Annotated in this window: 12 protein-coding genes; 5 read left to right on the forward strand and 7 right to left on the reverse strand. The window is 32.9% G+C overall.

Annotated features, from left to right (window positions below; genetic code table 11):
- Positions 1–21 precede the first annotated feature (21 nt).
- From C9914_RS05935 to C9914_RS05950, 4 genes are all read right to left on the reverse strand, one after another.
- On the reverse strand, positions 22–1,599 hold the full coding sequence (locus C9914_RS05935) for an MBOAT family O-acyltransferase (RefSeq protein ID WP_106764080.1): 1,578 nt from the start codon (positions 1,597–1,599) through the stop codon (positions 22–24).
- Positions 1,599–1,832 carry a phosphopantetheine-binding protein gene (locus C9914_RS05940; protein ID WP_106764082.1) on the reverse strand — a complete coding sequence of 78 codons (234 nt, stop codon included), beginning with the start codon at positions 1,830–1,832 and terminating at the stop codon, positions 1,599–1,601. Before C9914_RS05940 ends, C9914_RS05935 begins: the two co-directional genes overlap by 1 nt.
- 18 nt (positions 1,833–1,850) lie before the next feature.
- Positions 1,851–3,365 (reverse strand): amino acid adenylation domain-containing protein, encoded by a 1,515-nt coding sequence (locus C9914_RS05945; protein WP_106764083.1) that lies wholly within the window; start codon positions 3,363–3,365, stop codon positions 1,851–1,853.
- 224 nt (positions 3,366–3,589) lie between these two features.
- Entirely contained in the window at positions 3,590–6,586 is a 2,997-nt protein-coding gene (locus C9914_RS05950) for a PAS domain-containing hybrid sensor histidine kinase/response regulator (protein ID WP_106764085.1), read from the reverse strand.
- A gap of 249 nt (positions 6,587–6,835) precedes the next feature.
- On the opposite strand from C9914_RS05950, the gene typA reads away from it, so the two are divergent.
- On the forward strand, positions 6,836–8,653 hold the full coding sequence (typA, locus tag C9914_RS05955) for a translational GTPase TypA (RefSeq protein WP_106764086.1): 1,818 nt from the start codon (positions 6,836–6,838) through the stop codon (positions 8,651–8,653).
- 8 nt (positions 8,654–8,661) lie between these two features.
- Positions 8,662–9,558, forward strand: a complete 897-nt coding sequence (locus tag C9914_RS05960) for a 3'-5' exonuclease (protein WP_106764088.1) — start codon at positions 8,662–8,664, stop codon at positions 9,556–9,558.
- Between the two features lie 306 nt (positions 9,559–9,864).
- Here the strand turns inward: C9914_RS05960 and radA are convergent, their stop codons facing one another.
- The 3 genes from radA to C9914_RS05975 all read right to left on the reverse strand — a co-directional run bounded on the left by radA (position 9,865) and on the right by C9914_RS05975 (position 13,201).
- Positions 9,865–11,244: a DNA repair protein RadA gene (radA, locus tag C9914_RS05965; RefSeq protein ID WP_022265136.1), complete on the reverse strand. Its 1,380-nt coding sequence runs from the start codon at positions 11,242–11,244 to the stop codon at positions 9,865–9,867.
- A gap of 15 nt (positions 11,245–11,259) precedes the next feature.
- Complete coding sequence (locus tag C9914_RS05970) at positions 11,260–11,976, reverse strand: N-acetylmuramoyl-L-alanine amidase (RefSeq protein ID WP_242972066.1); 717 nt, start codon at positions 11,974–11,976, stop codon at positions 11,260–11,262.
- Between the two features lie 64 nt (positions 11,977–12,040).
- Positions 12,041–13,201, reverse strand: coding sequence for a DUF4317 domain-containing protein (locus C9914_RS05975; protein WP_106764090.1), 1,161 nt, complete (start codon positions 13,199–13,201; stop codon positions 12,041–12,043).
- Positions 13,202–13,354: 153 nt separating this feature from the next.
- On the opposite strand from C9914_RS05975, the gene C9914_RS05980 reads away from it, so the two are divergent.
- The 3 genes from C9914_RS05980 (at position 13,355) to nrdG (ending at position 15,765) form a co-directional block, all read left to right on the forward strand.
- Complete coding sequence (locus C9914_RS05980; RefSeq protein ID WP_106764091.1) at positions 13,355–14,233, forward strand: mechanosensitive ion channel family protein; 879 nt, start codon at positions 13,355–13,357, stop codon at positions 14,231–14,233.
- Positions 14,233–14,997: a type III pantothenate kinase gene (locus tag C9914_RS05985; protein WP_106764093.1), complete on the forward strand. Its 765-nt coding sequence runs from the start codon at positions 14,233–14,235 to the stop codon at positions 14,995–14,997. The genes C9914_RS05980 and C9914_RS05985 overlap by 1 nt, the downstream gene beginning before the upstream one ends.
- A gap of 240 nt (positions 14,998–15,237) precedes the next feature.
- Positions 15,238–15,765: an anaerobic ribonucleoside-triphosphate reductase activating protein gene (gene nrdG / locus C9914_RS05990; protein WP_106764095.1), complete on the forward strand. Its 528-nt coding sequence runs from the start codon at positions 15,238–15,240 to the stop codon at positions 15,763–15,765.
- Positions 15,766–15,879 lie beyond the last annotated feature (114 nt).

Here is a 15,879-nt window from a genome sequence, read left to right on the forward strand (position 1 = left end):
ATCAGCCCTTTCTTATATTTATCAGAATTGTGCATAGAGAAAATCTGCTACACGATAGCCCTCTCCATACGCTCCAACTATTACTAAAATGAATAAAGCTACAAAATAGATTATCCAGCGAATAACTATATTTTTCTTAGCAATCTCATCTCTAAGATGATGTCCTCTTTCTTGAAGAACACCAACTATAAATAATGCAACTGCTCCTATTGCAATAACTACAAAATCATATATATGAAGTTTATAGCTTAATACGCTCGTTGCAAAAATATCGCCATTAAATTTGCTAAATATAGCACACAAAGCATACCATGCGTCAAAAAGTGTATTTGCTCTAAATATAAGCATACCAAGATTTACAAGTAAAAAAGTGCGTATTACTTGAAATACAAAATATGGTTTAGACTTTCTGCTGATATGTAAGGCATTAGTTATCTTTACAAACAAAGGCTCAAAGAGCAGGCCAAGCATCATTACAACATAGTAATAAAGTCCATAAACTATATATTTTACTTCTGCTCCGTGCCAAAGACCATTTATAAACCATACAAAGAAAAGTGCAAATGCTGACGGCAGAAACTTTGCAAGAAAATCTCCAAAATTCTTTTTAGCCTTTGCAGAAAGATTCGCAAAGAATTTAGAAAGCGAAATTGGATAGAATATATAATCACGAAGCCAAGCTCCAAGAGTAATATGCCAGCGTCTCCAAAATTCATTAACAGATGTTGAGAAAAACGGGCGCCTAAAGTTGTCTGCCATCTCAATTCCGAATAGCTGTCCTATGCCCTTTACTAAATCCATACAGCCAGAAAAATCCGCATAAAGCTGAATAGTATAGAGCAAAACTCCTAAAAGAATAATAGAGCCATCTGCATCATAAATTTTCTCAAAAACATTGCCTACAAATATTCCTGCTCTATCGGCTATGACCATTATTTTGATAAGTCCCCAAAGCATAAGCTGAAGACCTTTCATAAATTTATCATAGTCAAATGAATGTCCCTCATAAAGCTGACCTGCCAGTTTATCATATCTTCCAATAGGGCCTTCTATTATTTGCGGAAAGAAACATACAAAAAGCAAAACTCTTCCAAAATTCTTATCAGCTTTACAAGTTCCTCTATAAACATCAATAACATAGCTAACTGCTTGTAAAGTATAGAAAGAAATTCCAAGAGGAAGTATAAGGCTTAAGGGCGGAATAGCTGTGCCAAAAACTATATTTATAGTACCCAAGAAGAAATTGCCATATTTTAAAGTAAGAAGTAAACCAAAATTAATTATAACAATCGCAAGAACGACAAGCTTTTTTCTATTGGTTGCTTTTTTCTTTAATAGCTTTTTTTCTTCTTTTGTGATACCTTCTATGGATTTTTGCTTTTTAAAATTATCATTTATCTTTTGCATAAGCAAACCAGCAACATATATTGTCACTGATGTACCAAGCATTATAAATGTAAATATTCCACTTGAAAGAATATAGAATATAAGGCTTGAGGCGAGAAGAACACCCCATCTTGCCTTTTTAGGCAAGATATAATAGAGCAATAGGACAATTGGCAAGAACGCAATAAGAAATATATTTTCTTTAAAGTTCATTAGTCTTCGTCCTCAAGACGCTTAATCATCTTTGCCATAGCTTCTACTGAATTAAAGTTTTCTGGAACAAGGTCCACAACTGAAATTTCTACATCAAATTCGTCATTCAATTCTGATACAAGAGAGATAATATCAAATGATGCAAGAACACCAGCATCAATAAGGTCTGTTCTTCCCTCAAAATCTACACCAGGCTTAACTTCGCTAAGAATTTCTAAAATTTTCTTTTCCATTTTAAATTTTACCTCCGATTAAATATCCTTATAAGTTTGTTTCAAAAGTTTTCTGTCTATTTTTCCGTTTTGATTATATGGAATTTGTTTTATTCTCTTTATAACATTTGGTCGCATATAAACAGGGAGCTTTTCTGAAAGCTTGTTCATAAGCTCACTATCAGTCATCTTCGAGCCTTCATATATAAAGACAATTTTGTCTTCGCTTTCGTTGTAAATACATACACAAGTTTTTATTTTTTCTATTGAGCCTGCCGCAGCTTCAATTTCTCCAAGCTCTATACGATAACCCATATGCTTAATCTGATAATCCTTTCGAGAAATATAAATTATTTCTCCCTTTTCGTTAAGCTTTACAAGGTCGCCTGTTTTATATATTATTTCAGGATAAGCTGTATTAAGCGGATTCTGTACAAAAACCTCCTTGGTTTTTTCAGGATTATTATAATATCCCATAGCAAGGAATGAACCTCTTGCACATAGTTCGCCTTCTTCGCCAACCTCAGCCAAACGATTATCTTCTGTAAGAATCATAACATCACAGTTATTGCAATGCTTACCTATTGGCAAAGTTTCGTCATCTTTAAATTTCCTATCAACAACATAATATGTACATATATCAGTTGTTTCTGTTGGGCCGTAAAGATTAGCATAAAAAAGATCAGGTCGCTTCTTAATCCACATATTAAGCTGTTTTGTAGGCATAACCTCACCTGCAAAAAGTACCTTCTTAAGCTTTGGCAACTCAACATAATCAAGAGCTTTCCAGTTTGCAACAATAGATAATGCAGATGGTACCCAGTAGATTGTATTTACTTCTCTATCTCTTACATACTCAAGCAATTTTATAGGGAAAGAAAAATATTTCTTTGGAATAATATGGAAAGTTGCACCGTTCCTTATTGTAGAGAAAACATCAAGAACTGACATACTAAAATAGAAAGGTGTCTGACTTCCGAAAATTGTTTCGCTTGTAATATCAAAGGTTTCAGAAACCCACTCAGAATATGCTATAACATTTTTATGGCTTACAACCGTACCCTTTGGAACTCCTGTTGAACCAGATGTAAACAACGAATATAAAGGGTCTGTATCTATCGAATTGCTACGAATTTCTGCAAGCTTTTTATCATCAATTTGTTGTCGCAAAGCATCTTCAAGCAATATGATTTCGCCACAATTTTCTATACTTTCAGCAATTTTTAGATGTTCATTATCAGTTATTATAGCTACCGGATGAAGTGATTCAAAAATTGTACTGATTCTATCAGCTGGCATCATAGAATCTATAACTGTATAAAAGTTTCCACTATAAACAGTTCCAAAAAAAGCTGTAAGAGCAAATACGGTTTTATCAAGAAAAACCGCAATAGGCTTATTTTTTATATTATTTTTTTTAACAAGAGCAGTTCCTATTGTTTTAGACATTTTTAAAAGTTCGATATATGTAATAGAATTACTTTCATCGGAAAATGCTACCTTGTCTGGAAAATTCTTAGCAGAATTTTCAATAAATTCTAATACATTCTTCATTTAATTCCTCCATTCATAATCAAACTGTACCATTAGTTATAGTACAGTTATATCACTAATAAAACGCAATGTCAATACTTTTTTTAATATTTTATAGTGTTTAATAACTGTACAAGTTCTTATTATATCAGACCTTTATACCTAAAACAATAGCTTTAATAAATTATTTGAATATTTTTTTAAAATATTTTACAAAATATCATAAAAATTCTCTAAAAACCAGCTTATTTCAGCCATTTTTCAAGTGCATTATATAACTGATTTAAATCCAATGGCTTAGATATATGTTGATTCATACCTGATTTTAATGCTGCCTGAACATCTTGAGCCAAAGCATTAGCTGTCATTGCTAATATAGGAATATTATTTAAATCTTCTCTGCCGGAATTTCTTATTATACGAGTTGCTTCGTAACCATTCATAATTGGCATTTGAATATCCATAAAAATAATATCATAATAATGTGGCTCTAAGGATAGGATTCTGTCTACTGCTTCTTTTCCGTTAGAAGCATATTCGACTTTTAATCCAGCCATTCCAAGAATTTCACCGGCTATTTCGCAATTAAGGGTGTTATCTTCAACAAGCAAAGCCCTTTTAGATGAATAATCTTTTTTAGAAAATTTTATAAGTGAATTTGCATTATTTTCATTGCAATAATTTTGAGAATTACTAAAAATATTTTCATCATTAGCAAATTTCAAGAATATAGTTACTGTAAATTTTGAGCCTTTGCCCTTTTTACTTTCTACTTCAATATCGCCATTCATCATACGAGCAATATTTCTTGCAATAGGCATTCCAAGTCCTGTTCCTTGTATTTTCCCTATATAGCTTTTCCGCTCTCGTTCAAAAGGTTCAAATATACGATTTAAAAATTCGGGTTCCATACCTACACCATTATCTTCAAATATAAATTCATAGCAGCCCATATGAGGTCTGTTTACAGCTTTTTCAGATATAATAACACTAATTTTACCACCAACTGGCGTATATTTTATTGAATTACTTATAAGATTTGTAAAAATCTGCTGAATTCTTGTTTCATCTCCTACAACTTTATTGTGCTCTATGCTTTTTATATCAAGAGTAAGTGTATGATTTTTAGCTTCGGCTTGTGGTTTACATATATCAATAACATTATTAATAAGTTCTGTAAGCATTATTGATTCTTCATTAAGTTCGATTTTTCCAGATTCTATCTTACTCATATCAAGAATATCATTTATTAATGCCAAAAGATGTTTGCTTGATACTTTAATTTTATATAGACAATCAGCCATTTTCTCAGGATTATTCAAATATATTTCCGCAATAGCTATCATACCTATAATCGCATTCATTGGCGTACGAATATCATGGCTCATATTCGAAAGAAAATTTGATTTAGCTTGATTGGCACGATTGGTTGCTTCATATGCCTCTTTTAATGCTTGCTTAGTAACAAGTTCATTTTTCTTTTCTTCGTCTATATACTGAGATACTAAAAGTGTATGAAGTGGCATTCCATAATTATCCACATCTACTGCAATAAAACTTATTCTTGCCCAACCTGCTTTTTTGCTATTAAGGTCCATACTTAATATGCTTTTGTTTTTCATACGCTCTCTAAGTGTATGAAGATTTGTGAATTTTCTTACATCTTTAATAAAGTCATCACTAACATCCAAATTTAACCACATATTAATAGTTTCTTGTGCATTACCGTTCTTTGGTATATACTCTTCAAGATAATCTACACTTATAATCTGTTCATATGTATCATTTATAAGGTCTATATAGTAATTGCAGTAATATATATCATTCATAGCTTCTATTATTGCAAGCCTTTTCTGTTCGGATTCTATGCTTTTTTGGAGTTCTTTTTTAGTATATAAAAGTTCGAGTTTCCTTCTTTCTTCCTCTTTATGTGCTGCTGTTGTGTCTGTTGCAATAACTATTGCTTCAATGTGATTATTATACTCATTTTTAGAAAGTAAAGCTAATAATCTTATAAAAACATCTCTATTACAGTCGTAATATTCTGTTTCTATATTTGTAACTCCAATCTCAAAATGCTTAATAAGCAAATCTACTGTAAGATGTTTATTCATATTTTCATTTAGAAATTTAGGCTTTTGAATAGCAATCCAATTTTCAACCAATTTATTATAAGAAACTGGTGCAGTTAAGCCTAACTCATTTAATAGATGCCTATTATTTCTTGTGTAAATTTCAGAATCTATAATTCCTTCCGTAACATCAAATTTAAAGGAAAACTCACAGTTATTAACAAGTGCATCACGATATTGCTTTCGTTCTGTATGAAGCTTCTCGCTAAGTTCTGCAAAACGAGTTATATCAAGAACAGAACTTAAAATAAATCTCTGTCCACTATCAAATTTTAAAAGCTTTGTGACCACACTTATAACATTTATATCGCCTTTTGAATTTTTAGATTTAAGGGTATAGGTAACTTCATCACCACAATTTTTAAGATTTTTTATTACTTGATTTACAATACCTTTATCCTCATTTAGAATTTTTGTTTGTAAAAATTCTAAAAAAGAACCCATTAAATTTTCGTCATCGCAATCAAAAATACGCTTTGCTTTATCGTTTATTATTAAAAGTCTACGCTCTGGTACTGTATATGCGACAATACCGCAATTTAAAAGACTTACTATTTGATTTTGCATTGTAATAAGTTCTTCGTTTTTTTCTTTCAATTCTTGATTTTTTTGATATTGCATAAGAGCAATTACTCCATCGGTATTAACCATGACATTTTTTAATAAATGTCCTACTTTTTTTAGTGCATGGCATTCTTCATCTGACCAATTACTTCTATGAGTACACCAAATTCCTATTGAATAATAATAATTTTCACTACGAATAAACGCATAATCAAGTATGCATTTCCGCTCACAATCTGTTTCTATATTATACACACACAAACTATCTTTCCCATATCTATCTAATGATGTGCCTATGAGGTTATGATTAATTGGAAATTTCCTTTTGCTCATATTATACTTAGAGTTTTTTGCATCAAAATAAGGATAGAAAAATGTATCTTTATTCATATCTGCAAAAGCTATATATGCTGAATCAACATTAAATTTTGTACTAATTGCTGTAAGCAATTCAATAAAATCGTTATTTAATGGATTTCCTTTTTCTAAAATAGCATTAAAAAATTTTTTTATATCGTTATCTATTCGTGTTTTAAAGAGTTTCATAATATACACCCAAATTCAAATTTAAATATACAATCATTATATCACAGTCGCACAAAAATTCATAGTACTAAATATAGTATTTTTGATATACTCATTCAAAGCTTTGATTTTGTACAGATTTTATCAAATTATTATGCTATATTTCTGCATAAATCTAAAAAATATCCCGAAATAATAATTGCAAGAGCCTTTACCATATGATATAATAAATTGTTGATAATATAACTAAGTAAAAAGAGGGATTCTGAAATGGATACAAGAGAGAATTTAAGAAACATTGCTATTATTGCCCATGTTGATCACGGTAAAACTACACTCGTTGACCAGCTTCTTCTTCAAAGTGGTGTATTCAGAGCTAACGAGGCTGTTGAAGATAGAGTTATGGACTCTAATGACCTTGAGCGTGAAAGAGGAATTACAATTCTTTCTAAAAATACTGCTGTTATGTATAATAACACTAAAATAAATATAGTTGACACCCCAGGACACGCAGACTTCGGTGGCGAGGTTGAGCGTATTCTTATGATGGTTGATGGTGTTCTCTTGCTTGTCGATGCATTTGAGGGCTGTATGCCACAAACAAGATTTGTTCTTAAAAAGGCTCTTGGTTTAGGCAAAAAACCTCTTGTAGTTGTTAATAAAATTGACAGACCTGGTGCGAGACCAGAAGAAGTCGTTGACGAAGTTCTCGACCTCTTTATTGAGCTTGGTGCTGATGAAGACCAGCTTGAATTCCCAGTCGTCTACGCATCAGGCAGAGATGGCTATGCAACGCTAGATCCACACAAAAAGGGTACTGATATGAAACCTCTCTTTGAGAAAATTATATCTGAAATTCCTGCGCCAACAGGTGAAATGAACGCACCTTTACAGATTTTGTTCTCAAACATTGACTATGATGAGTATGTTGGTAGAATCGGTATTGGCCGTGTTGAAAGAGGTAGCGTTAATGTTGGACAACAGATTGTACTTTGCAGAAATGATGGCACAACTAAAAATGCTAAGGTTACAAAGCTTTATCAGTTTGAGGGTCTTAAAAGAGTTGAAGCTCAGACAGCAGAGCTTGGCGATTTGATTGCTGTTTCAGGTATTCCTGACCTCAATATCGGTGAAACAGCTTGCTCCCCTGACTGCATCGACCCACTTCCATTTGTTAAGATTGACGAGCCAACCGTTTCTATGATGTTTATGGTTAATAACAGCCCATTTGCAGGTCGTGAAGGTAAGTTTGTTACATCAAGAAATATTCGTGACAGACTCTTCAAAGAAGTCGAAACAAATGTTGCTATGCGTGTAGAAGAAACTGATTCTGCTGATACATTCAGAGTTTCTGGTCGTGGTGAACTTCATCTTTCTATCCTTATCGAACAGATGAGAAGACAAAACTATGAATTCCAGGTTTCCCGTCCAAAGGTTATTTATAAGACCATTGACGGCAAACTTTGCGAGCCTATGGAACTTCTTATGATTGAAGTACCAGACAACTATGTTGGTGCTATTATGGAAAAGCTTGGTACTCGTAAAGCTGAACTTCTTAATATGGGTACCCGTGAATCAGGCACAACTCATCTCGAATTTAGAATCCCGTCAAGAGGTCTTATGGGTTACAGACCGGAATTCCTTACAGATACAAACGGTAATGGTATAATGAACCATATCTTTGACGGCTATGAGGAATATAAGGGTGACATTCAGCAAAGAGCTCAAGGTTCTCTTATTGCTCACGAAACAGGTACTACAACAGGTTATGGCTTATTTGCTGCTCAGGATAGAGGCCGTTTGTTTGTTGGGCCTGGTGTTGATGTTTACGAGGGTATGATTGTTGGAGCAAGCCCTAAGAGCGATGATATTGTTGTTAATGTCTGCAAGAAAAAGCATATCACAAATACTCGTGCTTCTGGTTCTGATGACGCACTTAAACTTACACCACCTACAATTCTCAGCCTTGAGCAGTCACTTGAATTTATTACTGACGATGAGCTTGTAGAAGTAACGCCAAAATCTATCAGAATGCGAAAAACAATTCTCAATAAAGAGCAGAGAATGAAAAAAGCAAGCAAAGGCTGATAAACTAAATGAACTTCGTCATATTGGATTTGGAATGGAATCCGAGTTATAGCAAAAAACTTAAGGGTTTTATAAATGAAATAATTGAATTCGGTGCTATTAAGGTTAATTCGGATTTAGAGATAATTGATACTTTTTCTGCCCTTGTAAGACCTCAAATTGGTAAAAAGCTAAATGAAAAGATTACTACACTCACACATATAACTGATGAAGATGTAGAAAATGGCTGTACTTACACTCACGCATTAAGTGGTTTCAGAAAATTTCTTGGCGATTCAGTGCTGATGACTTGGGGCATTACTGACATTTATGTTCTCATGGAAAATACAAAATATTTTCTTCAAGATGATAGATTGTATTTTATAGATAACTATACAAATCTTCAGGATTATTGTGAGGATATGCTAATACAAAAGAACATAAAAAACAATGAAAAAAGTGCAGGTAAGCAAATGGGCTTAACTACAGCCACAGAACTTTTAGAAATAAGCTTAGATAATATTTCTCATCATAGAGCTTTAGACGATAGCATAATTGCCTATGAGTGCTTTAAGAATTTATATTCCTACCCTATCTTACTTTCTCATATACAAAAATTTAATGATGAGTTTTATCGTAAGCTTACATTTAAAAATACTATTCTTTGTGACCTCAATAACCCTCTTATTGATAAAAAAGAAATGTATTTTACTTGTCCTTGCGGTTATAGAGCTAAACGAAAAAAGCCATGGAAATTTTCGTGTAAATCATTTATTGCACCTTTCGCTTGTAAGCATTGCGGAAATACATTTATGGGACGAATACAATTCAAATTAAAATATGATGGTGTGCATATTATTAAGAAAATATTTAAACCTATAAATAAAGAAAATACCGATACACAAAAAGTTACTGCTGAAAAATAATTAAAACCTCCTAAGATATTCTATTGTCCATTTTTTACGGACTTGTTCAAATTCTTAGGAGGTTTTAATTTACTTTTTAGGCATAAAGTTCTATATATTTTTTATAATTTGTAATCAAATTCTGAATAATATCACCAAAATGCAATATCCTATGATTAAGGAGGTAATTTTATGGCTATAATACCTTGCAGTGATAATTGTATTTATCAAATTGACGGATATTGTCATCTCGAACTATCGTCTTTTGTTACGAACAATACAAAAGATTCTTGTATATATAAAATTTGTCCTGATAATAATTTAAATTCAAGAACAGATTGCGCCAAAGGCTTCACGAACAGTGCTGACACCAATAACATTAATATTTAAATCCTTTGAAAGTTTTATAGAATCAAGGTTATGTTTAGGTACGATACACTTTTTAAAGCCAAGCCTTGCCGCCTCTTTTACACGCTCTTCAGCGTGTGATACTGAACGAATCTCCCCGGCAAGTCCAATTTCTCCGAATGCAAGCATATCATCAGGAATAACTATATCCTTCAAGCTACTTACCAATGCCATAGAAACAGCTAAATCTGCTGCTGGCTCATCAAGTCTTAATCCACCAACAACATTTATATATGTGTCAAGATTTGCAAAATAGAATCCCGCTCTCTTTTCAAGCACAGCAAGCAAGAGTGACATTCTGTTATAATCAAAACCTGTACTCATTCTTCTTGGATTACCGAAACCCGTTGTTGTGGCTAAGCCTTGAATTTCTGCAAGAATCGGGCGAGAACCCTCCATAACACAAGCAACACAAGTTCCAGAAACATTTTTAGGTCTGCCTGAAAGCAGCATAAGCGATGGATTTTCAACTTCGGAGAGTCCCCTATCTCCCATACTAAAGACACCTATTTCGTTAGTTGAGCCATAACGATTTTTTACAGCTCTAAGAATACGATATGACATCTGCTTATCGCCCTCAAAATAGAGAACTGCATCAACAATATGTTCAAGAACCTTAGGTCCTGCTATGGCACCGTCTTTATTCACATGACCAACTATAATCACAGGAATATCAAGAGTCTTAGCTGTTCGCATAAGAATATTAGTACACTCTCTTACCTGTGTAACACTTCCAGGAGATGAACTTAGCTCTGTAAAATTCATAGTTTGTATTGAATCTATCATTACAAGGTCAGGCTTTTCCGAGCGAATATATTCAGCGGCAACTTCTACATCAGTTTCAGTCAGAACATAAAGATTATCGCTATCAACATTAAGACGCATAGCACGAAGCTTAATTTGTCTTCGTGATTCTTCACCCGAAATATATAGTATCTTTAACATTCTGCCAAGATGATTACATATTTGCAAAAGAATGGTCGATTTACCTATGCCAGGGTCACCACCAAGCAAAACAAGAGACCCCTTTACAATTCCTCCACCAAGAACTCTGTCAAGCTCTTTTGAGCCTGTAAAATATCTCTGCTCATCATCTGTTGAAATCTCATTTATCCTCAAAGGCTTAGAATATGACGAAGACATACGCTTTTCAGGCTTAACTACACCAGATTTAGTAGTTTCACGAATTTCTTCATTAAGGGTATTCCATTCACCGCAAGATGGGCATTTTCCAAGCCATTTTGCAGTTTCATAGCCACATTCCGAGCAAACATATAAGCTTTTAACTTTTCCTGCCAAATTTATCACCTTAACTTAGTTTTTATTTTTATATTCCAATATTCCGCAACATATCGCAAAAGCTATTTTACTTTGATATTCCTCATTTGAAAGATTTTTAGCTTCTTCCTCATTTGAAATAAAACCACACTCAACAATTACTGCTGGCACAGTCGCCTTATTTAATAAGTAAATATCACTTCCGCCCTTTTTAAGCTCTCGCTTGTTTTCTGGTTGAATCAATCCAGTAATAGACTTGCGAATATTTTCTGCAAGAATCTGACTTTTATCGTTATTAGCTGAATAAAACATCTGAGCACCACTATACTTACTCTGTTCAAATTTATTTTGATGTATACTTACAAGAATATTCTTTTTATTATTATTTACGATTTTCACACGATTTTTCAAATCAGAAACTTTTCTTTCTCGAATAGTTCCTGAGGCTGTGTCATATATAGAAACATCGCTTTCACGAATCATCTTAACTTCTATTCCAGAAGCTTTGAGCATATCTCTGAGTTTCAAGGCGATTTCAAGGTTTATATCCTTTTCAAGAACAGAATTTGCCACAGCTCCGCTATCCTCACCGCCATGACCCGCATCAATAACCACGATTAGCTCTTTTTCAGAAATCTCTGCAGAAACTGCTTCATCAGCAACCTTTTCAAACGCATTGAAAACAAGGAACACAAACAAAAATATTCCTATTAAAGTTGACGAATAAATCAAATACGCTTTTAACTTTTCCAAGCTTAATCACCCCTTTGTAATATTTATGCTAAGGGGGGCTTGTATAGAAGTGCATATTTTAAATTTATTCAGTTTCTACATTATCTGTATTCTTTTCATCAAAGTGGATATTAACTCCGTTTACTTCTACTCCACCTTCTGCACGAATCATTATGTACTTTGTGCCATCTATAATCTTTGTTTCAATAAGATGACTTCTATCTGGGCTAACTTGAATTTTAACATCAGCTGTCTTTATTTCAAAATGTTTGGTGTCTACAATATTGGTTGGTGTTATCTGAGCCTCTTCGCCAAAACTTTCATCAAACTTTTCTTCAAAAGCCTCTATATGTTCAGGTGACGCACCACAAGCCTTGAATACATCTTTAATTGTACTTTTTGTAAGCACAAGTGGCTCTTCTTTTTTATACTCCTTATGTTCATCAACCATTTCAGTAAAGGTTGTGTGAACCGCTTGCATAAAATCAAAACTACAATCTTCCTCAACTGATTCAGCAATAACATTTTGAAAGGTTTCCATCTGAATAGTTGCGGGCATAGGCGGTTCAGTATGAAAAATTGCGTCTGTAAAATCATTATGACTTTCACTTGTATTTTTAGTATAGTAAAGTGCATTATAAATATTAGCACTTCTATCATCAAATGCAGGAAACATAAAGCCAAGTTCAGGAGCAGAAACTACATAATCCTGTCTTATATTTCTGAATTCATTTTCGCTTGCATAAAAACCAAGTGCAGATTTTATTTGTTTAACAGGACAAATACTGCAAAGATAATAAGCAAATATTTCATCAGATTCGTCCTCTTTGCCAAAACCATCCTTTCTGATAACAGGTATATCATATTTATCAAAGGCGAGTAATATAAGATAATTACCATCAAACTTAATTGTCTTTATGATTTTTTCATATAACTGTTGAACTAAATCATCATTTTCAAGTTCAGTTTCACGCAAATCCATAAGTAATTTATGTTCTTCACTGTCACAAACCTGTTGAGTGGTAAATTCTATATCAATAAGATTTTTACCTATTGAACCTGAAAGAGTTCTTTTGATAATTTTAAGCAGAGATTCGCTGTCAGCCTCCGACATAAGAGAAAGCGACTGATCAAATTCTGAAATAATCTCTCCCTTTTCATTTACATAACAACCACGAATTTTCTGTATATTACTTTTATCATGACGAAATCTTCTTCTGATTTCTGAAATTTCTTTTTCGTTCATTACTCTATTCTTCCTTTTTATGTATAATAATATTATTATAACAAAAATCAGCACCGAAAAACAATAGATATACTGAATTTCATAGCTATTGATTTTTATTTGAAAGGTGATATAATTTTTATGTTCAGTTAAAATAATGAAAGGAGATATTATATGAATTTTCTTGATAATACCATATCAGAGGAAAACATAGAACAACAACTAAGTCAGCTTGATAAGTGGTTACACGCCGCAGGCGATTGGATACTTGCTTTTTTACCAAAGCTTATAACTTCAATAATCATTGTAGGTGTAGGCTTTTTATTAGCAAAGTACATAACTAAGCTTATTATGAAAACAATGAAAAAAGGCAAGGTTGAGCCAACTGTAAAATCATTCTTAGGCTCTATGATAAGTGTTGTTTTAAAAATTCTTATAATAATTTGTGCTTTAGGTACTCTCGGAATTGATATGACCTCTATTATAACTGTTATAGGCACTGCTACTGTTGCGATAGGTCTTGCCCTAAAAGATAGTATGGCAAATATTGCGAGTGGCGTTCTTATTATTATAAACAAGCCTTTCAAAGTTGGCGATTACCTTTCAACAGAGGGTTTAGAAGGTACTGTACATAAAATCGAAATGATGTATACCACTTTGATTTCCTTTGACGGAAAAGAAATTATACTTCCAAATTCTCGTGTAACCTCAAATAATGTAATAAATTATAATGTTGAAGGTTGTCGTAGACTTGATTTGCCATTTTCTATTTCCTATAATGATAGCATTGTTGAAGCAAGAGATGCCATTATGGAAATAATAAATTCAGATAATAGGATTCTTTCTGAACCTGAACCTCCTGTTGTAGGTGTAGATAGTCACGGCGAGAGCGGAATAAATCTTATTGTAAAGGTTTGGTGTCGTCCAGAAGATTACTGGGCATTGCGATATTATATCCCTGAAAAAGTCAAATATTCATTTGATGAGCGTAAAATTACCATTCCATATAACAGACTTGAAGTCGATATTTTAGAAAAAGGAAATGAAAAATAATGATACTTGCTATTGATATTGGAAATACAAATATAGTTCTTGGCTGCATTGAAGAAAAAATACTTTTTGTTTCACGCATTACAACAAACAAACAGGCTACACCAGACGAATACGCAATTAGTATAAATAATATTCTTAAGCTTCATAAAATAGATCCTGAAAAAATTGATGGTGCAATTATTTCAAGCGTTGTTCCAGCAATAAATAATGCAGTTTATGGTGCAGTTAAAGCTGTGACTTCTCATGAGCCTTTAGTTGTTGGTCCTGGAATAAAAACTGGTCTTAATATAAAGCTTGATAATCCTGCACAGCTTGGCAGTGATAGAGTTGTTGGTGCTGTTGCAGCTATTGCACAATATCCAAAGCCTATAATTGTCATTGATATGGGTACCGCAACTACTTTCTGCGCAATAAATGAGCTCGGTGAACATCTTGGCGGAATAATATATCCAGGAGTAAAAATTTCTCTTGATGCCCTCACTCAAATGGCATCTAATCTTTCTGGAATAAGTCTTACCAAGCCTAAAAAGGTAATTGGCTCTAATACGGCCGATAGTATGAAAAGTGGTATTCTCTATGGTAATGCCTCTATGATTGATGGTATGATTGACCGCTTTGAGGAAGAACTTGGTAAGACAGCAACAATAGTTGCAACTGGTGGTCTTTCAGAAACAATAATTCCATTCTGTAAGCACAAAATCATATTCGATAACGACTTACTTTTAAAAGGTTTGAAAATCATATATGATAAAAATGTAGAATAATAAAAAAACTTTATAAAATTATTTAAAAGAACACTTATCTACAAAAAGAGACTATCTAATAAAGGTTGTGGTAGAAAAAGAGTTCACAGATAAAAAGTAAAAAAGTAGAGCATATAAAATCTGATGCAACTGATGATACTTGCGTACCTCTTGTAAACTATATATGTCAAATAAATTGCTTTATTTTTTAAACTGAATGTGCTATAATTTATCTATAATACTTTAAAAGTGGTGATGGCTTTGAATTATGGCAATATAAAAAAAACCGACATTGCAAACGGTATAGGAATTAGAGTTTCACTTTTCGTTTCAGGTTGTACAAGACATTGCAAGAATTGTTTCAATAGTGAAACATGGGATTTCAATTACGGCAATCCATTTACAAAAGAAACAGAAGATGAAATTATAGAATCACTTTCAAAATCTTATATAAATGGTTTAACGGTGCTTGGTGGAGAACCTTTTGAAGTCAGAAATCAAAGAGAAATTTTGCCATTCATAAAGCGCATCAGAAAAAAATTGCCCAATAAGACAATATGGTTCTATACTGGCTGTACACTTGAAAATGAATTGCAAAAAGAAGGATATTGGAGATGCAAAGTTACAGATGAACTTCTTGCAAATATAGATGTTTTAGTTGACGGTCCTTTTATAGAAAACCTTTATGATATTTCACTATGTTTTAGAGGCTCAAGTAACCAGCGAATAATTGATATGAAAAAAACGCTTGAAAACGGAAATGTAGTGCTTTGGGATAATAAACAATAACGTAATTAAAAACATACCACCTTGGTAGAAAATTAAATTTTAAGCAACGGACAGATTTCGTTTTTCAAGCGAGTCAGTTCGTTGCTTAATTTTAATATTACACCGTAGAATGGT

The sequence above is a fragment of the Pseudoruminococcus massiliensis genome, from assembly GCF_900291955.1.
Lineage (GTDB): Bacteria > Bacillota > Clostridia > Oscillospirales > Acutalibacteraceae > Pseudoruminococcus > Pseudoruminococcus massiliensis.